Source organism: Shewanella sp. SW32, from assembly GCF_025653365.1.
GTDB lineage: Bacteria > Pseudomonadota > Gammaproteobacteria > Enterobacterales > Shewanellaceae > Shewanella > Shewanella oncorhynchi.
This window is the reverse complement of the sequence record NZ_JAKKSJ010000004.1, coordinates 32,999-53,299: the sequence shown is the minus strand read 5'-3', so window position 1 is coordinate 53,299 and position 20,301 is coordinate 32,999. Positions and strand designations below refer to the sequence as shown.

19 protein-coding genes are annotated in these 20,301 nt (G+C 46.5%); 5 read left to right on the top strand and 14 right to left on the bottom strand.

Annotated features, from left to right (window positions below):
* Positions 1–26: 26 nt before the first annotated feature.
* Complete coding sequence (locus L5M28_RS03200; protein WP_263202442.1) at positions 27–2,564, top strand: glycoside hydrolase family 15 protein; 2,538 nt, start codon at positions 27–29, stop codon at positions 2,562–2,564.
* A 120-nt stretch (positions 2,565–2,684) separates the two neighbouring features.
* Here the strand turns inward: L5M28_RS03200 and L5M28_RS03195 are convergent, their stop codons facing one another.
* On the bottom strand, positions 2,685–3,503 hold the full coding sequence (locus L5M28_RS03195) for an AraC family transcriptional regulator (protein WP_263202440.1): 819 nt from the start codon (positions 3,501–3,503) through the stop codon (positions 2,685–2,687).
* An 80-nt stretch (positions 3,504–3,583) separates the two neighbouring features.
* Here L5M28_RS03195 and L5M28_RS03190 point away from each other — a divergent pair, with 80 nt between their 5' ends.
* On the top strand, positions 3,584–4,975 hold the full coding sequence (locus tag L5M28_RS03190; protein ID WP_263202439.1) for an SLC13 family permease: 1,392 nt from the start codon (positions 3,584–3,586) through the stop codon (positions 4,973–4,975).
* A 115-nt stretch (positions 4,976–5,090) separates the two neighbouring features.
* On the opposite strand, the gene L5M28_RS03185 is transcribed toward L5M28_RS03190, so the two are convergent.
* Positions 5,091–6,965 (bottom strand): choice-of-anchor I family protein, encoded by a 1,875-nt coding sequence (locus tag L5M28_RS03185; RefSeq protein WP_263202438.1) that lies wholly within the window; start codon positions 6,963–6,965, stop codon positions 5,091–5,093.
* Between the two features lie 452 nt (positions 6,966–7,417).
* Between L5M28_RS03185 and L5M28_RS03180 the strand changes: the two genes are divergently transcribed.
* The 3 genes from L5M28_RS03180 (at position 7,418) to ilvN (ending at position 11,372) form a co-directional block, all read left to right on the top strand.
* On the top strand, positions 7,418–8,641 hold the full coding sequence (locus tag L5M28_RS03180; protein ID WP_028759825.1) for a multidrug effflux MFS transporter: 1,224 nt from the start codon (positions 7,418–7,420) through the stop codon (positions 8,639–8,641).
* A gap of 518 nt (positions 8,642–9,159) precedes the next feature.
* A complete protein-coding gene (locus L5M28_RS03175) occupies positions 9,160–10,878 on the top strand; it encodes an acetolactate synthase 3 large subunit (protein WP_105252618.1) in 1,719 nt (572 codons plus the stop codon).
* Positions 10,878–11,372: an acetolactate synthase small subunit gene (ilvN, locus tag L5M28_RS03170; RefSeq protein WP_173244657.1), complete on the top strand. Its 495-nt coding sequence runs from the start codon at positions 10,878–10,880 to the stop codon at positions 11,370–11,372. Before L5M28_RS03175 ends, ilvN begins: the two co-directional genes overlap by 1 nt.
* A gap of 100 nt (positions 11,373–11,472) precedes the next feature.
* Here ilvN and L5M28_RS03165 read toward each other — a convergent pair whose 3' ends face one another.
* The 12 genes from L5M28_RS03165 to iscR all read right to left on the bottom strand — a co-directional run bounded on the left by L5M28_RS03165 (position 11,473) and on the right by iscR (position 19,999).
* Complete coding sequence (locus L5M28_RS03165; RefSeq protein ID WP_028759822.1) at positions 11,473–11,916, bottom strand: Hsp20 family protein; 444 nt, start codon at positions 11,914–11,916, stop codon at positions 11,473–11,475.
* A 362-nt stretch (positions 11,917–12,278) separates the two neighbouring features.
* A complete protein-coding gene (gene ndk, locus L5M28_RS03160) occupies positions 12,279–12,710 on the bottom strand; it encodes a nucleoside-diphosphate kinase (protein ID WP_011789197.1) in 432 nt (143 codons plus the stop codon).
* 196 nt (positions 12,711–12,906) lie between these two features.
* A complete protein-coding gene (locus L5M28_RS03155) occupies positions 12,907–13,074 on the bottom strand; it encodes a hypothetical protein (RefSeq protein WP_081729028.1) in 168 nt (55 codons plus the stop codon).
* 217 nt (positions 13,075–13,291) lie between these two features.
* Positions 13,292–13,489, bottom strand: coding sequence for a Fe-S cluster assembly protein IscX (iscX, locus tag L5M28_RS03150; protein ID WP_028759821.1), 198 nt, complete (start codon positions 13,487–13,489; stop codon positions 13,292–13,294).
* A gap of 113 nt (positions 13,490–13,602) precedes the next feature.
* The gene (rimK, locus tag L5M28_RS03145) at positions 13,603–14,508 is read right to left on the bottom strand and encodes a 30S ribosomal protein S6--L-glutamate ligase (protein ID WP_006081851.1); all 906 of its coding nucleotides are present in this window, start codon (positions 14,506–14,508) and stop codon (positions 13,603–13,605) included.
* Between the two features lie 157 nt (positions 14,509–14,665).
* Positions 14,666–15,004 carry an ISC system 2Fe-2S type ferredoxin gene (fdx, locus tag L5M28_RS03140; RefSeq protein WP_006081852.1) on the bottom strand — a complete coding sequence of 113 codons (339 nt, stop codon included), beginning with the start codon at positions 15,002–15,004 and terminating at the stop codon, positions 14,666–14,668.
* 8 nt (positions 15,005–15,012) lie between these two features.
* Positions 15,013–16,875, bottom strand: coding sequence for a Fe-S protein assembly chaperone HscA (gene hscA, locus L5M28_RS03135; protein ID WP_263202437.1), 1,863 nt, complete (start codon positions 16,873–16,875; stop codon positions 15,013–15,015).
* Between the two features lie 67 nt (positions 16,876–16,942).
* Positions 16,943–17,467 carry a co-chaperone HscB gene (gene hscB / locus L5M28_RS03130; RefSeq protein WP_113940596.1) on the bottom strand — a complete coding sequence of 175 codons (525 nt, stop codon included), beginning with the start codon at positions 17,465–17,467 and terminating at the stop codon, positions 16,943–16,945.
* Positions 17,468–17,483: 16 nt separating this feature from the next.
* Positions 17,484–17,807 carry an iron-sulfur cluster assembly protein IscA gene (gene iscA / locus L5M28_RS03125; RefSeq protein ID WP_006081855.1) on the bottom strand — a complete coding sequence of 108 codons (324 nt, stop codon included), beginning with the start codon at positions 17,805–17,807 and terminating at the stop codon, positions 17,484–17,486.
* Between the two features lie 14 nt (positions 17,808–17,821).
* Complete coding sequence (gene iscU / locus L5M28_RS03120) at positions 17,822–18,205, bottom strand: Fe-S cluster assembly scaffold IscU (RefSeq protein ID WP_006081856.1); 384 nt, start codon at positions 18,203–18,205, stop codon at positions 17,822–17,824.
* A gap of 37 nt (positions 18,206–18,242) precedes the next feature.
* Positions 18,243–19,457: an IscS subfamily cysteine desulfurase gene (locus L5M28_RS03115; protein WP_263172027.1), complete on the bottom strand. Its 1,215-nt coding sequence runs from the start codon at positions 19,455–19,457 to the stop codon at positions 18,243–18,245.
* An 80-nt stretch (positions 19,458–19,537) separates the two neighbouring features.
* Complete coding sequence (gene iscR, locus L5M28_RS03110) at positions 19,538–19,999, bottom strand: Fe-S cluster assembly transcriptional regulator IscR (protein ID WP_006081858.1); 462 nt, start codon at positions 19,997–19,999, stop codon at positions 19,538–19,540.
* Positions 20,000–20,301: the final 302 nt, after the last annotated feature.

The window sequence follows — 20,301 nt, the reverse complement described above, 5'->3', positions numbered from 1 at the left end:
TAAAACCATTATTTGGGGAGAACGAGATGGAATCGAGTCCTACGCCGCAACAGGATCTGCACACAAGCCAAAACCGTCACACACAAGCGTTAACAAGACGCAGCCGCCTAGCGCTTGCCGTCGCCGCAAGCCTATTGGGGATAATAGGGTTAGCGGCCTGTTCACCCACATCGAATTCAGCAACAACTGCCACAAGTGTGAATGCCGCGCCAAGTGTGCAGCGGGTTGCGCCCGTCGCACCGGGTAAAGCGCCGACTTGGGCATTTTCGGGTAAAACTGGTATTGGGACGTCTTACGAGCCTTATACCCAAGGTCAATATCAAGATGCTAAGCAAAATCCCATTAGCCGCGTTTGGTTCTCCCTCGCCCAAGGTATTTTAACCGAAACCATGTATGGTCTTATCCATAATGCGCAGCTCAAAGAACTGCAATTTGTGGTCACAGGTAATGGCTTTGTCGATACCGAAAAAGAGAACACCATCAGCAGCATAGAATATTTAGATACAGATGCTAATGGTCGCCCGCAATCCCTTGCCTATAAAATTATCAATAAAGATGTTGAAGGTAAGTATCAGATTGAAAAACATATCTTTACCGATCCCGACCGCGACACTTTGATGATGCGTGTCACCTTTACCGCCTTTGAAGATGGCATTACACCGCATTTGTATGTCAATCCGCATATCGACAATGCGGGCGCCAATGATATCGGCCGCATCGACACTCATACAAAGAATCAGGCGCTGGTGGCCTATACCGCCGCCAAAGACAGTAGCGTAATGACGGTAAAATCCGATCTGAATTTTGTGCAGGCAACCACTGGCTTTGTCGGTGTCTCCGATGGCCTAGCCGATTTGGCCGATAACGGCAAACTCGATACGCCCTATCAAACGACCAGTGCGCAAGATAAATCGACCGTCGGCAATATCGCCTTTACCGCGAGTTACCCTACGCTCATCAAAGCCAAACCCGTCACTTTTAATCTCGCCATCGGTTTTGGTAAAGATGAAGCACAAAGTTTAGCCAATGCCGATGCCAGCTTAGCCGCAGGTTATGATTCTGTGCTCAGCCATTACAATGCAGGCTGGCAGGGTTACCTAAGCTCACTGCCCGCCATCGCTAACATGGCTAACAACACCACAGATAACGGCAAGCTGCTGTATACCAGCGCTATGGTCTTGAAAGCGCAGGAAGATAAAACCTATGCGGGCGCACTGATCGCTTCGCTTTCAAACCCTTGGGGCGATACGGTTTCGGCAGCCGTGCCGAGCACTGGCTATAAAGCAGTATGGCCGCGCGACTTTTACCAATGCGCCATGGCATTCCTCGCCATGGGTGACACACAAACGCCCAAAGTGGCCTTCGAATACCTGAAAAAAGTGCAAGTGACCGAAAAGACGCCCGGCTTTACGGGTACGCCCGGTTGGTTCCTGCAAAAGACCCATGTGGATGGCCAAATTGAATGGGTCGGCGTGCAACTCGATCAAACCGCCATGCCTATCATGCTCGGCTGGAAACTCTGGCAAGCGGGCGTACTCACCCCCGATGAGATCAGTCACTGGTATCAAGAGATGCTCAAAGGTGCAGCGGACTTTTTGATCAGTGGCGGTGAGGTCAATCTGGATTGGAATCACACCCAAATCACCCCGCCTAAAACCCAGCAAGAGCGTTGGGAGGAACAGGCGGGTTACTCCCCCTCTACAACGGCTGCCGTGATCGCCGGTCTTGTTGCCGCGAGTGAAATCGCCAAAGAAGCCAAGGATCTTGCCTCCAGCAGCCGTTATCTTACCGCCGCCAAAGACTTAAGTAATAGTTTAGAAAAACACTTAGTCACCACCCAAGGATTATTGAAGAACAGCACTGGAGTCAGCGCGCCTTACTATTTACGTTTAAGCCCGAATGGAAAGCCAAATACTAGCGATACACTGGCGGCAAATAACGGTAAGCAAGGTTTAGATCAACGTCAGATCCTCGATGGCGGATTTTTAGAACTAGTGCGTTATGGCGTGCGCGGTGCAACCGATAAGCTCATCAATCAAAGCCTTCAATTGATTGATAACACTGAACTTGAACCAAACCTACGCATAAAATACGTGTTTACCGCCAAAGATGGCAGCATTATCCCAGGCTTTAGACGTTATGGCAACGACGGCTACGGCGAGGATACGGTGACTGGCCATAACTATGCGGAGTCGGGCAGCAACAGCGCCAATCAACGTGGCCGAGTCTGGCCCTTCTTCACCGGCGAGCGCGGTCATTTTGAATTAGCACTCGCCCAAGCGAAAGGCGAGCTAACAGGCAATAACGCCCAGCAAACCAAGCTGCAGTTGATCAACACCTATGTGCAGGGCATGGAAACGTTTGCGAATGCTGGCATGATGTTACCCGAGCAAGCGTGGGACGGTGTCGGCGACGCCACCCGTTATCATTACCAACTCGGACAAGGCACCAACTCTGCCACACCGCTTGCCTGGACCCATGCCGAATACATCAAACTGGTGCGCTCAATGACCGATGGCCAAGTCTGGGATTATTACCCTATCGTCCCAGCGGCATTGAAATGACAAGTTGAAATAGCCAATTAAAATAGCGCATTAGCTTAAGACACTTTGATAAATTGCAGGCTAGAACAGCATCCTAGATATTGTTCTAGCTTTTTTATAGACGGTTTTATGATGCCTGATTTAGCTCCCGCTTTTCATAGGCTTATGCTGCGGGTAATCTTGCGGCGTGCAACCAAATTGCATTTTAAAAGCGGCACTGAAACTGCTGACACTCAGATAACCTAAACTATGGGCCACCATAGTTGTGCTCTCCCCTTGGCTTAAGCTCTCAAGCGAATTTAACAAACGAAACCTTTGCCGCCATTGTCGATAAGTGAGCCCAGTTTCAGCTTTGAATAGCCGCTCAATCGTTCTCACACTCGCGCCGCCCATTTCGGCTAACTCGGTCAGTGAGTAATTCACTTTCGGCTGCCGAACTAGCATTTGGATTAAGCGACTGAGTCTTGGATCTGAGCCAGCAGGTAAATGGGCATCCAGACTGTCCAGTGTTTGGAGCTCATCGATGGCAACCAAACCCAGCCGATGCAGTTGTCCACTGTCCATAAGATGTGAACTTTCACAAAGTTTAAGCACTAATTCACGCATCAGCGCTGTCATAGTCACCATCACCACTTGTGTATCCTGTGGCCTAACGCCATAGCTAGGGTCAATATAAATATTGCGAGTATGTGCGTGGGTTTCACTGTTCACTTGATGGGGCAAATTGCAAGGGATCCAAACGGCATGGGTTGAGGGTACCACCCAGACGGCATTTTCACTGCGAACACGTAACAAACCTTTGGCGGCCCAAAGTAGCTGACCCCGCGGGTGCGAGTGAGGCTCGATACCCGCTTCCGCCGCCATATTGCGAGTATGGGTCAGTACGGGCCGATTGGCATCTATGATAAACGCCGCATCACTGGGTGTTAACAATGTCGCTTTAGGAACATATTTTGACATATTACCCTCTTAAAACGCCAAACTAAGTCAGCTATCTTAGTAGGCATCTTTTACGTATTCAACCCAATAGGTCGGTAAACATGAAACGTTTTATTGGCGTTAAACAGCTAGCGTTTTTCAGTGCACTGTTGATCGCTACTTTACTTGCGCTTTTTCCGCTAAGTCAGCATCCCGCGGTGTTTTCCTACAGCGCAGGCGTAGTGTTAGTGACCTTGATGTTTTGGAGCACAGGTTTCTTCCCGCCCTTTATGGCGGGGTTAATCTTTTTTGCCCTTGCCACCATTTTTAAACTCATTGAGCCGAGTATACTTTTCTCCGGATTCGGCTCAACTGCGGTGTGGTTAATCATTTCAGGGTTTGTGATCGGCAGTGCCATCACTCAGTCTGGCTTAAGTCGCAGAATGGCCAGTTTGATTGCCCCCATACTGACCTCAAGTTATCCACGCTTGATTGCGGGTTTAGTCTTTAGTGCCATGCTGCTTGGCTTTGTGATGCCCTCATCCGTTGGCCGTGCTGTGGTCATGGTGCCAATTGGTATGGCGTTAGCTGAGCAAGTCGGTTTTGCTCGTGGTAGCCATGGACGGATAGGCATTGCGACCGCCTTGGCACTGGCGTGTAACATGCCCAGTTTTGCCGTATTGCCCGCGAATATTCCCAACATGATATTAGCGGGTTCCAGTGAGAATCTATTCAATATCCACTTTGGTTATACTGAGTATCTCTTATTGCATTTTCCAATCCTTGGCTTACTCAAATCAATATTGATTGTGGCGCTAGTCGTTTTCCTATTTCCTGCAAAAATTGATAAAAATCAGCCTGAACGCGTTATTGAAAAAGAAGCTTATAACCTTGGTATGCAAAAGAAAGTTGCACTGTTACTGGCGATTACTTTGCTCTTTTGGGTGACTGACTCGCTGCACGGCATCAACCCCGCTTGGGTAGGATTAACAACGGCTATCTTGTTATTGCTCCCAAAATGGGGAGTGCTTGAGCCTAAGAGTTTTAATAGTTCAGTGGATTTGTCGACCGTCATTTTTGTCGCGGCGGCCTTAGGTCTGGGAGCATTGGTCAATCATTCCGGGCTCGGCACTGCGCTAGGTCAACTGTTCAGTGAATGGTTACCATTGCAGCAAGGGGCATCGTTCCTGAATTTTATGTCGTTATCGTTAATCGCGACGCTAACAGGATTAGTGGCAACGGTTCCAGGCGTGCCGACTGTGTTATCCCCCATGGCAGCAGACTTTGCCAATGCAACTGGCTTCTCCACCCCTGCGGTATTAATGACGCAGGTGATCGGTTTCTCAACCGTGATTTTTCCTTATCAGGTGGCTCCTTTGATTTTGGCGATGCAATTATCCCAAGAGCCATTAACTAAACTACTTCGCATCACCTTACCTCTAGCGGCAATAACTCTAGTTGCACTCATGCCACTGGATTATTTATGGTGGCTATGGCTCGGTTGGATAGCCTAAACCCTCACCATTGGCGGTATTCATGCCGCCAATGGTGGATTTTAGAGCGGTTATATCAAGAACTCACAAGGCCCACGTCCAAAGCGCGATGCTCAGGTGACTGAGTAAAACTCAATTACTTGATCTTGAGTTGGTAAACACTCGTGGTGCCACTAACTTCATTGCCTATTATTAACAAAGGATTACCGTTAGGGCTTTTATCGGCACTGACAAATTTCATCCCTTCTGGTCCCAAATCACCCGCCAATGTTGCATCACCTTTGACTGCACCTGTAGCGGTATCGACAACGAAGTCAGCTTCAAAATCACGGTTCACAACATAGTCGACAAAATGCACATCAAAAGGATTAGTCACGTCATAGATCATAAAGCCAGAGGTACGTTCTAAACCAACAAAGGCATATAGTCGTTGACCAATTTGGCCTAGGGCTAAAGCTTCTGGCTCTGGCCCCTTGTCATCGCTGCGACTATCACCTTTATTTTCTTCGTTGTTATTGTTGAACTTATCCCCCAGTAGTGCGGCGGTAATACGTTCAAAATCACTGCCACTGTCAAACATTTGCTGACCATCAGCATTCCAAATCGAGAAGGAACGAGCACCAAAGCTCACGACTTTGTCGTAGTCGCCATCCTTATCATCGTCCCCCATGCTCGTCGTTACCTTAAGACGCGCTAATTGGGTTTTATCTTTTGCGGCGGCAAATTGTGGGTGATTCGGGTCGAGCACTAAATCCCCTGCGCGGGCTTCTTCCGAAAAAGCCGCATAGTCACGGGAGTCACCTTCATTCGCAGTCACAATAAAGTCAGTGTTATTCCAACGGTAGCTAGCAAGGGTATCGGGTTGATACATGCCGTACACCCCAGTGTAGCTTTGCAGGTTCACAAGATTGTCTTTGTCACTCGCATCAATTTTATTCACATCAAGCCCGTAATCTTTGAGGCCTAGTGGTAAAATCTTTGAGACTTTCGCATTGGCGATATCAATCACGGCAATAGCATTGTTCTCTTGTAAACTGACAAATGCACGGCGGTTATCTTGGCTAATGGCGATATATTCAGGTTCTAAATCCTGCGCCACACTCGCCATTGGGCCATTAATTTTAATGTCAGCGGTGATTTCAGTTGCACGCGCACCGCCATGATTAAACACACTAAAATCTATGATGGTCGCAGCGGCTGCAGGCTTACCGTCAGTAATCGCAATCAGCGCAACACTGCCTTCAGGATCTAAGGTATAAGCAGGATTAGGTTCGCCTTCATTGGCCACGAGTAAAGTTTTACCGTCGTGGGTGAACACTACATTATCGGGTAAAGCACCGACTTCGACGGCGCTGATAAACTGTGGAGCATCTGTGCCATTAAGCTGATAAAAAGCTACAAAACCATTGGCTTGAGTTTTATTGCCTGCAGAGTCACCACGCTCAATGGCAGCCGCTAACAAGTTGCCTGAAATACTCACGCTGTTAACGCTACCCATAAAGGTTTGACCCACATCCTTAGCAACATCGAGTTCAGCTAATTTGTCGAGATTATTCAATGCTAAAGGATCTGTGGCGTTTGATGCAGTCACTAATAAGCTGCCATCGATAATATCGACTTTACCGCTGATCGCATTGACCACAAAAATACGGTTAGATGCACTGTGATATTCAACGATTTCGGCAGCACTTAAGCCATAAACGCCAGTCTGATGACGACCAATCAACTCTGCTTTTAAGCTTGCAGTTTGTGGCTGGCAAACATATTGGGTTTGCGCGACTGCAATTTCACTGTTATCCAATTGTCCATTATGGTTGGCATCTAATCCGGTATCGATACGCTGACCACCGGCGGGACAATTTGCATCACCAATAGTTAATGCGGTCACTTTAACCAGTGAATTTAAGCCGTTGTCGCCTTTATCACCTGCTGCGCCATCATCACCGCTGCAAGCACCGAGTAATAAGCTCGCCATAATGGCGGCTGCAAGCGGGAGTCGTTGTGTTTTCATCTTGTCATTCCTGAATATTTTATTTTTAGTAGGGTGAAGCTAAAGCCCACTAAATTAGTCAGCATAAAAGACACCTAGATGACAAAGCAGTGACACTCAGATGACAACTAACACTTTTGAATGAAGCATATTGGAGGATAACCGCTCGAGCCGCCAAGGTTATACCTCGATTATCGATATTTGCTACTTAGTTACAATTTAATCGGTAAAATACGGTAAAGAAATCATCGCAAAGATTGGTTTATTTGTCCTAGCGCTTTACTATGCTATTGCTTAATGCCTTACCGTGAAAATTGATCGAAGCACAATTCACTTTTCCCCAAACACTACCAATTAGCGCAAGATGCTGGCTAAAAATGGACGGATTAGAGTGAATTGTCCTAGTACAATTTAAACCACGCCGCATAACCCTGAGAAATACGCTTTCAATTCTTTCGCCACCCGAGGTAACAGTGGACCCACAATCACAACCTTCTGCCCATAATAGTAGACGTATACCGAATTTAGCACTGCTTATTCCCATGCTAGCGGCGATTGTCGCGATCACACCATTAGCCATCGACATGTACTTACCTGCGATGTCAACATTGGCCCTTAGTTTTCATACCGATATCACAACAGTGCAACAGTCCCTGAGTATCTACTTAGCAGGTTATGCACTGGGCATGTTGTGTTTCGGTCCCTTAGCTGACCGCATTGGCCGTCGCCCTATGGTGATAATGGGGCTGAGTGGCTTTATGCTAACCAGTTTACTGATTGGTTTTGCTGGTCAAGTCGAAGTCTTTCTTGGGCTACGCTTTTTGCAGGCCTTTATCGGCGCAGCAGCGACTGTGGTGGTACCGGGATACATCAAAGAAGTCTATGGCGATAATACCGCCAAAGGTATGTCTTACGTGAGTTTAATCATGATGTTAGCGCCATTATTGGCCCCTAGTATTGGCAGCGTGATCTTAGAACTCGGTGATTGGCATTTAATCTTCTTCATTCAATCTGCCTATGCCGCGACCCTGTTATTACTCGTGCTGTTTGCGCTAAAAATGCCCAGCGATAAAGATATGGATACTCGCAGCCAAAAATCGTTTCTTGGTGCCTATGCGACCGTATTTTCCCGACCTGGCGTTAAGTTAAACATTGCCAGCGGTGTGTTAACATCTTTTGCGTTTTTCTGTTATCTCACCGCATCACCCTTCGTTTATATGGAAGTCTTTGCCTTAGATAAATCCTATTTTGCCATCTTGTTTAGCACCAACGTTGGCGCCTTGATGTTGGCCAATATTATTAATACTCGCATTGTCGGCCGCTATGGTTCGCTGCGTATGTTGCACGTATCGACCTTTTTTGGCGCTATTGCGGGAGCTGGTTTATTAACCGTCAACCTACTGGATATGAGCTATCATTTTACCGTGATCATGCTTATTCCTTTGATGGGCAGCCTAGGGGTGATGTCAGTCAACGCAGATGCGATAGTGCTGATGAAGTTCAAACAAGAAACCGGAACGGCAACGGCGGTTATTGGCACCTTAAGATTTGGCTGTGGCGCATTAGCGGGGCCGTTATTAGCGGTGTTCTATGATGGCACAGCAGTGCCCTTCTCTGCCCTCATGTTAGGCTCTATTGTGTTAGTCGGTATTTGCCAATTTAATCGTCCAAAACATCAAATACAGCCGACGGTTTAAGGATCTATTTTTAAGGTTCCATGGATACCAATGCCACATCGGCAACACATGTTTGATCGCGTGAAAACAGCGCATTGGCTTTCACTAATGTAGCAAATAAGTAATATTTAATCGCAACAGTTAAGTATCTGCTTATCTAACGTCCCACACCAAAACGGCACTTTTAGTGCCGTTTTTGCTTTTTAAGCATCTAACAATCTGAAAAATATAAAATAAGCCCATAAATCAACCTAGATTACTTGGCGATTCCAGCAAGTTATCCAGCCATTCAAACGTGAAATTGTTTCAAGTTGGTTATTTTTTACATAAAAGGCTTGAAATGTTGTTTTTTTTGAATATGATGAAATTCTGTTCATTGCAACAGTTGCTGCATCCTAAGGATGAATCACTTGTCTTCTACGAAGTCAGTTCAGCATTTCGGAGTCTGAATTACCCTTCAGGCTTAATTTTTAGAGCGATTACCGTCGCTGTAACAAAATACTGTTTACCGTAACGGTACTATGCAATAGGAGTTCCACATGGAGATGTTATCCGGCGCCAGCATGATCGTGCGTTCTTTGATTGATGAAGGCGTAAAGCATATTTTCGGCTATCCTGGCGGTTCAGTTTTAGATATCTACGACGCCCTGCACGTTATCCCAGGTATTGAACACATACTCGTTCGCCACGAACAAGCCGCCGTACACATGGCCGATGGCTACGCCCGTGCCACGGGTAAAGTGGGTGTGGTATTAGTCACTTCAGGACCCGGTGCCACCAACGCGATTACCGGTATTGCCACCGCCTACATGGACTCTATTCCCCTCGTCGTATTATCGGGGCAAGTACCGAGCAATCTTATCGGTAATGACGCCTTCCAAGAATGCGATATGATCGGTATCTCTCGCCCAGTGGTGAAACACAGCTTTTTAGTTAAAGATCCCACTCAAATCCCTGAAACGATAAAAAAAGCCTTTTATATTGCCTCTACCGGCCGTCCTGGGCCTGTTGTCGTAGACCTGCCAAAAGATTGCTTAAACCCAGCGCTGCTGCACGAGTATATTTATCCCGAAAGCGTGAAAATGCGCTCATACAACCCGACAACCTCGGGGCATAAAGGACAGATCCGTCGTGGACTACAGGCACTATTAGCGGCTAAAAAGCCTGTGCTCTATGTCGGTGGAGGCGCCATTATCTCGGGTTGTGATAAGCAAATTTTACAATTAGCTGAGAGATTAAATATTCCCGTCGTCAGCACACTTATGGGACTCGGGGCTTTTCCAAGTACCCACAAAAACAGCCTAGGCATGTTAGGGATGCACGGTCGCTACGAAGCCAACATGACAATGCATAACTGCGATTTGATCTTCGGTATTGGTGTACGCTTCGACGATAGAACCACTAATAATGTGGAAAAATACTGTCCGAACGCGACCATTTTGCACATAGATATCGACCCCTCGTCTATTTCGAAAACTATCCACGTCGACATTCCCATCGTAGGGTCGGCCGACAGTATTTTAGACAGCATGTTGACACTGTTAGATGAATCGAACGAGCACAATGACAACGATGCCATCGCCACTTGGTGGAATGATATTGAGCAATGGCGCGGCCGCGATTGTCTGGCCTATGACAAAAACAGTGGTCGCATCAAACCACAGCAAGTGATTGAAACCTTGTATAAGCTGACCAATGGCGATGCCTATGTCGCCTCTGATGTTGGCCAGCACCAGATGTTTGCCGCCTTGTACTATCCGTTCGATAAGCCGCGCCGCTGGATCAACTCAGGGGGTCTAGGCACCATGGGATTTGGCCTACCCGCCGCGATGGGGGTTAAAATGGCGATGCCTGATGCCACAGTTGTCTGTGTCACGGGTGATGGTTCAATTCAGATGAACATCCAAGAGCTATCAACCGCACTGCAATATGATACGCCGGTTAAAATTATCAACTTAAACAATCGTTTCCTTGGCATGGTTAAACAATGGCAGGACATGATTTACTCTGGCCGTCACTCACATTCCTATATGGATTCAGTACCCAATTTTGCCAAAATTGCCGAGGCCTATGGCCATGTAGGTATGACGATAAGCGATCCCGCCGAACTTGAGTCAAAAATGGCTGAAGCGCTGGCGATGAAAGACAGACTGGTCTTTATCGACATCATGGTGGATGAAACTGAGCACGTGTATCCCATGTTGATCCGCGGTGGTGCGATGAATGAAATGTGGCTGACTAAGACGGAGAAATGCTAATGCGTCGAATTATATCTGTATTATTAGAAAACCAATCCGGCGCCCTGTCTCGTGTGGTCGGTTTGTTTTCACAGCGCGGTTATAACATTGAAAGTTTAACGGTGGCGCCAACGGACGATATCACACTGTCGCGGCTTAACATCACGGTCGTTGCCGACGAAATGGTGTTAGAGCAAATAGAGAAGCAGTTACATAAACTCATCGATGTGTTAAAAGTTTCGAATATTACCGAGTCTGCTTATATTGAACGCGAATTAGCCCTTATCAAGGTCCGCGCCCAGGGCGAGTTTAGGGAAGAAGTTAAACGGATGGCGGACATTTTCCGCGGCCAAATTGTCGATGTCACCGCCAATTTATATACCATCCAAATGGTCGGCACATCAGAGAAACTCGATGCGTTTATCAATGCCCTAGGTGAAGTGACTAAATTGGTCGAAGTCTCTCGCTCCGGTGTGGTGGGTTTGGCTCGCGGCGAAAAGGCCATGAAAGCGTAACTTTCTCACGGAAATCTCGCGGACATTTTTTGCGTGAACACAAAAACATCAAGGGGAGCATTATGCTCCCCTTGTTTTTAGGTGGTTACCACAGTGTCAATTATGACTGGCTGTCTAGCAAGCGCGATGAAGTGATCTCAATTTTGCGTGGTTTCAATGCTTCAGGGATTTCACGCACTAAATCAATATTGAGTAAGCCATTTTCTAAACTTGCGCCGAGCACAGTGACATAGTCTGCCAGTTGGAAAGTACGCTCAAAACCGCGTTCCGCTATGCCTTGGTACAAGTATTTACGCTCGGTTTGGCTTTCAGCTTTGTTGCCTTTCACCAGTAATTTCTCACCTTCACTGCTGATCTCAAGTTCATTCATTGAAAATCCGGCCACGGCCATAGTAATGCGATAGCGATTTTCGCCTAATAATTCAATGTTATATGGGGGATAGCCAGTATTGCCATTATTAGCGGCGGCATGTTCTGCCAGCTGAGCTAAACGGTCAAAACCAATGGCACTACGGTACAGGGGAGCTAGATCATAATTACGCATATTCATATCCTTGTCTTAAGCAATATGGAGAATTGGCGGACGGTTTTCACGATGAAAACGCTTGTAGAGTCTGCCGAGTTAAATCTTCTGTCCTTACGGCACAGAATTCACACTAGGATCCTCATCGAGCGATCCTGAAATAGATATAAGGACGGGAGAGAAAATTTCAAGCAAGAAAATTAAAAAAATATGCAAAATTTAAAAAGACTAATAAAAACAAAATTTTATTAAGTTTTAACACTTTGAATTGACGTATGATTTGTATAAAGGGATTAGCATCATTGCAATATGGAAATCTATATTCGCTAAATTGCAGCCAATAAAAAAGGAGCCTAGGCTCCTTTTTCAGTCTTAGCATCGAATTAACGAGTGCGTGGACACAATTCTTCAGCGCTGAAGAAGTAAGCAATTTCACGAGCAGCAGATTCAACAGCATCTGAACCGTGAGCCGCGTTTTCGTCAATGCTTTCTGCGAAATCAGCACGGATAGTACCAGGAGCTGCTTGAGCAGGATTAGTTGCACCTAAAATTTCACGGTGAGCTAAAACAGCGTTTTCGCCTTCTAATACTTGGACCATGATTGGACCAGAAGTCATAAATGCAACCAGAGCACCGAAGAAACCACGCTCGCTATGCTCAGCATAGAAACCTTCAGCTTGTTCTTTGGTCAGGTGTAACATTTTAGCTGCAACGATCTTAAGACCAGCAGTTTCAAAACGATTGTAGATAGCACCGATGTGGTTTTTTGCAACAGCATCTGGCTTGATAATAGAAAATGTGCGTTCGATCGCCATAACTAGCTTCCTTTGTCAGCAAGTTTAAAAAATTCGCGCGGATTATACGAAATTTAAAAGCTAAATCCTATCTTTATAGCAAATTAGTCTGAGATATTGCGCACATTCGCTTTATTCGTAATCAGCTTGATCACACAAAATACCCCACTAGGATAATAAAATCTTAGCAGGGCATGTTAACTCATTAATAATGGGATTATTTTTTGTTTTTTGCCCAAATACCAGCCCATGCAATTAAAGCGACTAAAATGACTGCGGGAGCAAGATCTAACAAGTGGTGGAATAAACCAACACCGCCATGACCTGGATGAGCCCAAGCCATTGAAGGGACAAGCATACATAACAATACAAGCAAAAGTTTCATGTGAACATCCTTGCAGTTGCGATAATAAAGTTAAGCCATATAAATGCCTTAACCAATATACAACAAACTACGATATCCGCTGAAAATGAACTTGACTGTGATCAAACTCTCGCCAAATATTCTCTGCGCCACTGCAAATACGTGAGATAAATCACCTTAGTTAATCTTCTGAAGGACAAGATGCCTCACATAAAAAGCCGGACTACAACTGTGCTCACTACTTTTCATCAATCCAACACTGCTGAATTGCTTCCAGTATTTTTTCATTGCAATGCTTAGGATCATCTGCAAAATCATTCAAAGCTAACACCCACTCATACAGTTGGGTGAAATGCAGTTGAGTAGGATTAACCTCTGGGTGTGCTTCGAGTAATTCCAACGCAATATCTAACGAATCTATCCAAGTTAATGTCATCGTTTTCCCCTATTCGGTTCGCTTGAATGGGTAAGCTAGTGCTTAACGCCGTTACCCATAAGGAGGTGAATCAAGTGTTGATATTCCGTAGTCAATACTCGACAGCAAGGGTGTTAACCCTGTGCTTGCGTCACCTTTTTCACTTTAATCGCATTTTTTTCAACAAAATCAATAATAGCACCCGCCACATCTTTCGTGGTGGCGCCTTCAATCCCTTCAAGCCCTGGTGAGGAGTTCACTTCCATGATCACTGGGCCATGGTTTGAGCGTAACAAATCAACCCCTGCCACATTCAATCCCATCGTCTTCGCCGCACGAATAGCCACAGAGCGCTCTTCAGGAGTCAGTTTGACTAAACTCGCCGTGCCCCCACGGTGCAAATTAGAGCGAAACTCACCGGGCATAGCTTGACGTTTCATGGCGGCAATCACTTTATCACCGAGCACGAAACAGCGAATGTCTGCGCCGTTGGCTTCTTTGATATATTCCTGCACCATGATGTTGGCTTTCAGGCCCATAAAGGCTTCAATCACGCTCTCAGCCGCTTTGCGGGTCTCGGCTAATACCACGCCAATGCCTTGGGTGCCTTCGAGTAATTTAATCACCAGAGGCGCGCCACCCACCATATCAATTAAGTCAGGAATATCACTCGGTTTATTGGCAAAACCGGTAATAGGCAAACCAATACCGCGGCGTGACATCAGCTGCATAGAACGCAATTTGTCCCGTGAGCGGGAAATTCCAACTGAATCATTTAAGGCATAGACGCCCATCATCTCAAATTGGCGCAACACCGCCGAACCATAAAAGGTAATCGACGCCCCAATACGGGGGATCACGGCATCAAATGCAGGTAACTCTCGCCCGCCAATGTGGATACTCGATTGCCGCATGTTGATATTCATATAACATTCAAGGGGATTGATTACGTGTACTTCATGACCACGTAATTGAGCCGCTTCAACGAGTCGCTTCGTTGAATATAACTCTGGCCCTTGCGATAAAATCGCTATTCTCATTTGGTCTCCGGCAACCATTAATTTTGAGCGCATAATACGCTTGCGCAAGGATAAATCAAACAACTAGAGGCATAGACAAGATTAGTTGCACAAATGCTCAACGCCAAAAGCAAAAAACCAGTCACGTGGACTGGTTTTAATCATTATCGAAGCAATATTAATTGCCTTCGCTAACCATGTTAACCGTGTATTTAGGGATCTCAATCACCATGTCAGTGTCGACCACTTTAGCCTGACAAGATAGACGGCTTTCGGGCTCGAGTCCCCAAGCTTTGTCTAACATATCATCTTCTAGCTCATCACTTGGCTCAAGATCATTAAAGCCTTCACGCACGATACAGTGACACGTCGTGCAAGCACAGGACTTTTCACAGGCATGCTCGATATTGATGCCATTACGCAGCGCAACATCGAGAATGGTCTCACCAACATTCGCCTCAAGCACAGCGCCATCAGGGCACAACTCGGCATGGGGAAGAAAGACTAATTGGGGCATTACATCACCTATATGTTGTCGATCGACTGGCCTTTGAATGCCACTCGAATAGAATTGTCCATACGTCTGGCAGCAAAACCTTGGGTTTGCTCATCCAGTTTTTCAATCGCGAGTTTAATCGCATCGGCATCATCGCCAGTAGCCACTTGCGCCACATTGGCCATAGTAGCATCGATCTGAGCACGCTCATCGGCATTCAGCAAATCGCCATCCTTCGCTAACGCGGCATGTAAAGACTCGAGTACCCTCGCCGCCTCCACTTGCTGCTCAGCCAGCATACGACGACCGATATCGTCTTTGGCATACTTCATCGAATCTTTCAGCATAGTGGCAATTTCAGTATCCGATAAACCAAAAGACGGCTTAACTTGAATACTAGACTGCACGCCGGTGGACTTCTCCATCGCCGTCACGCTAAGTAAACCATCGGCATCCACTTGAAAGGTCACCCGAATGTGCGCAGCGCCAGCGGCTAACGGCGGAATACCCTTTAAGGTAAAACGCGCCAGTGAGCGGCAATCAGCGACGAGCTCACGCTCGCCCTGCACCACATGGAATGCCATGGCCGTTTGACCATCTTTAAAGGTGGTAAATTCCTGCGCCCGTGCAACCGGAATCGTGGTATTACGCGATACCACTTTTTCCACTAAGCCGCCCATGGTCTCTATGCCTAATGACAAAGGGATCACATCGAGCAATAACAAATCCGATTCGGGTTTGTTACCCACTAAAATGTCGGCTTGAATGGCCGCGCCAATGGCGACAACACGATCGGGATCGATAGACGTCAGGGGTGGTTTACCGAAGAAAGCTTCGACCTGTTCACGCACTAATGGCACGCGCGTTGAACCGCCAACCATCACAGTTTCAAGCACTTCATCCGTCGTCACGCCCGCATCACGCAGGGTACGGCGACAGCTGGCAATCGTCTTTTTCACCAATGCCAGAATCATGGCATCAAATTCAGCTTTAGTAACGATTTGCGTCAGTTCAGTACCATCGGCAAGGATCACTTTTGCTTCAGTTTCTGCTGCATCCGTTAAGGCTTCTTTGACTCGACGCGATTCAATCAACAACTGACGACTTAATTGTGAGTCGATGTCGCTAAGCTGCCACACTTGTTGCATATGTGCTTGCAGTAAATGATCGAAATCATCGCCGCCAAGCGCTGAATCACCACCAGTGGCTAACACTTCGAATACACCGCGATTCAAACGCAAAATAGAAATATCGAAGGTCCCGCCGCCTAAATCATAGATGGCAATCACGCCCTCTTGCTTAGAATCTAAGCCATAGGCAATCGCAGCAGCCGTCGGTTCATTCAACAAACGTAGCACTTTAACACCCAGCAAAGCTGCGGCATCTTTTGTGCCTTGGCGCTGAGCATCGTCGAAATACGCAGGCACAGTGATCACCACGCCTTGCAGTTCGCCGCCTAAGGTTTTTTCAGCGCGGGCGATCAGCGGACGTAAAATCTCCGCAGATACTTGCACGGGATTCACTTGGCCTTGGGGAGTCACAAATAAAGGTAAACCGTTTTCGCTTTCGGCAAACTCGTAGGGTAATGATTGCTCTCCAGCTTGAATATCCGCTAGGCTGCGGCCCATAAAACGCTTTACCGAAACGATCGTGTTTTGCGGATCCTGCGCCGAACTCAACGCCGCAAGTGCGCCGACTTCGACTGAATCTTGGGTATAACGCACGATAGAAGGTAATGAATGCTGTCCAAGTTCGTCCGGCAGGGTTGCCGTCTCTCCACTTCGAACGGCCGCCACCAAAGAATTGGTCGTACCTAAATCTATGCCAACGGCAAGTCTATGTTGGTGCGGCGCGGCACTTTGACCGGGCTCAGCTATCTGCAAAAGGGCCATATATATCCAACTTAGTAATGCCAACTCAAGCGTACTTGAGTCAGCAAAGTAACATAAACACGGAAAATCAATCTAACAGAGCGTCTTCGACTCTGGTCAACTCGTCGTGTAATTTTGCCATAAATTTGAGTTTGCGAACTTGATCCGCCGCTAACAATGCGTCTTCAGCCTGCTCACTGGTTAACAGTTGAGTCAATTGCTGAGTGAGTTGCGCGCGGTACTGCGCAAAAGATTGATATAGCTCGTCAATACTCGCTTGAGGATCGGCACTATCGCGTATATCTTCCAACGCCTCGCGCCATTCCATTTGCTGCATCAAGAAGCCAGTATCTTTCACTGTCGTGGTTTCATGGCTTAATTCAATTCCACGCAGCGACAACATATGCTCAGCGCGGCGAATGGGATCTTTTAAGGTTTGAAAACCATCATTGACTTGCGCCGTGCGCTGCACCGACAGCAATTTTTGCTGATCAGTATCATTGGCAAATTTATCGGGATGAACCGCCCGTTGCAGTTCGCGATAGCGTTCTGCAAGTAAGGCGGTATCAATATCGAAGGCAGGGGAAAATTTAAACAGCTCGAAATAATTCATGCGTCAACTTTAGCGGTTAAACAGTGAAACTCTCACCACAACCACACTCACCTTTTGCGTTAGGATTATTAAATTGGAAGCCTTCATTCAGCCCTTCTTTAACAAAATCCAGCTCGATCCCTTGAAGATAGATAAGGCTCTTAGCATCTATGATGATTTTCACATCTTCGATATCAAACACTTCATCGTCATCATTTAAAGAATCAACGAACTCAAGTACATAAGCCATACCAGAACAGCCTGATGTTCTTAAGCCGAGACGCAGGCCTACACCTTTGCCTCGGTTGACTAAGAAAGATCTGACACGATCGGCTGCCGCTGGGGTCATTGTAATCGCCATCTTAACTCCAGATGTTACTTAGCTTGTTTCGATTTGTACTCGTCGATAGCAGCTTTAATGGCATCTTCAGCCAAAATTGAACAGTGGATCTTCACCGGTGGCAATGCCAATTCTTCAGCGATATCCGTGTTTTTGATCGCCGCAGCTTGTTCGATAGTCTTGCCTTTAACCCACTCAGTTACCAGTGAGCTAGACGCAATCGCGCTACCACAACCGTAGGTTTTGAACTTAGCGTCTTGAATGATGCCATCAGCACCAATTTTCAACTGAAGTTTCATCACGTCACCGCAAGCAGGCGCGCCTACCATACCAGTCACGACCGAAGGATCGTTTTTATCAAAAGAACCAACGTTACGTGGATTCTCATAATGATCTATCACTTTTTCACTGTAAGCCATGGTACTGCTCCAAAATTATCTATTGTAAAGGTCAGAATTAATGATGTGCCCATTGAACTTGGTTCAGGTCGATCCCATCTTTAAACATTTCCCACAAAGGAGACATTTCTCTTAATTTATCAATAGATTGAGTAATTACTTCGATAGCGTGATCGATTTCTTCTTCGGTTGTGAAACGGCCGATAGAGAAACGAATCGAGCTATGTGCCATTTCATCGTTTAAGCCAAGCGCACGTAATACGTAACTAGGCTCTAGGCTGGCTGAGGTACAAGCCGAACCCGATGAAACCGCTAAATCTTTCAGTGCCATCATTAACGACTCACCTTCAACATAGTTGAAGCTGACGTTGAGGCTACCGCTAACACGCTCAATCGCATCACCATTGATATAGGTTTCTTCAATGTGCTTGATGCCATTCCATAATTTGTCACGTAATGCACCGATACGAGCGTCATCAGAGGCCATTTCCACTTTTGCGATTGCAGCCGCTTCACCTAAACCTACGATTTGATGCGTTGGTAACGTACCGCTACGCATACCGCGCTCATGACCACCACCGTGCATTTGCGCTTCTAAGCGAATGCGTGGCTTACGACGAACATATAGTGCGCCGATACCTTTAGGGCCATACATTTTGTGACCAGAAATCGAGATCAAATCCACTTTAGTGGCTTGCACATCGATAGGTACTTTGCCTGCACTTTGTGCCGCATCCATGTGGAAAATGATGCCTTTTGAACGGCATAGCTCACCGATTGCATCGATATCGTGGATAACACCGATTTCGTTGTTCACGTGCATAATGCTGACAAGGATAGTATCGTCACGCATCGCTGCTTCTAAACGTTCCATCGGAATGATGCCGTTTGCAGCAGGCTCTAAGTAAGTCACTTCGAAACCTTCACGCTCTAATTGGCGACAAGTATCGAGAACCGCTTTATGTTCAGTCTTACTGGTGATGATGTGCTTACCTTTCTTGTGATAGAAATGAGCAACACCTTTTATCGCTAAGTTGTTCGATTCCGTCGCGCCAGAGGTAAACACAATTTCGCGGTGATCGGCGTTAATTAACTCGGCAACTTGGTTGCGAGCAATATCCACCGCTTCTTCGGCTTGCCAGCCGTAGCGGTGTGAACGTGAGGCCGGATTACCAAAGATGCCGTCCATTGTCATGCATTGGAACATCTTTTCCGCGACTCTAGGATCAACAGGCGTGGTGGCGGCATAATCTAAATAGATAGGAAGCTTCATAACACACTCCGTACTGAGCAGTCTCTGGTAGAGGCTACATACAACGTACAAAAATTATTTTTATATATAACAAAGTGCCGCTATAAACTGACTCTTTGTTCCTTTTGCATAGTGTCTTGCTTAAGTGAGATAAATTGCACATCTCGCTTCTGCATCAAGCCGGCAAGACTGATACCATCTAAAAAATCGGAAATTTGTTTGCTTAAATCGCCCCAAAGTGAATGGGTTAAACAGCGAGTTCCACTCTGACAATTGCCAAGTCCTTGGCAACGAGTCGCATCGACAGACTCATCTACAGCATGGACAACCATGCCGACTGAAATATCATTGGCTTCTAGACCTAAGCGATAACCACCGCCTGGTCCACGTACACTGGCAACTAAACCGTGTTTTCTTAGCTTAGCGAAGAGTTGTTCCAGATAGGAAAGCGAAATCCCTTGTCTTTCAGAGATATCCGCTAAGGGAACTGGTCCCGATGCTGAGTGGATTGCCACATCTAGCATAGCGGTTACTGCATAACGACCTTTTGATGTAAGTTTCATAACTACCATAGCTCCCGAACAGGTATGCATTATTTCAACATACCCGAGTAATTCAGTCAAGTATTAAAACCTACTAAAACACTCAAGTATATGAGTGTGCACATAACCAATACCCTTTCATCTTGGTGGGGTATTTAACCTTTTTCTAGCCTAAGATTCAATGCTAAAGCGCCAATTAATCGACATCTAGCACGATATAAACGCAGGATAAAAGTGATCTCGGTACTATAGCGCGATCAAACTCAGGTTTGATCGCGCTATGCGCCTTTACAACAGGATGAGCTAAAGTAAAACGCTAAACG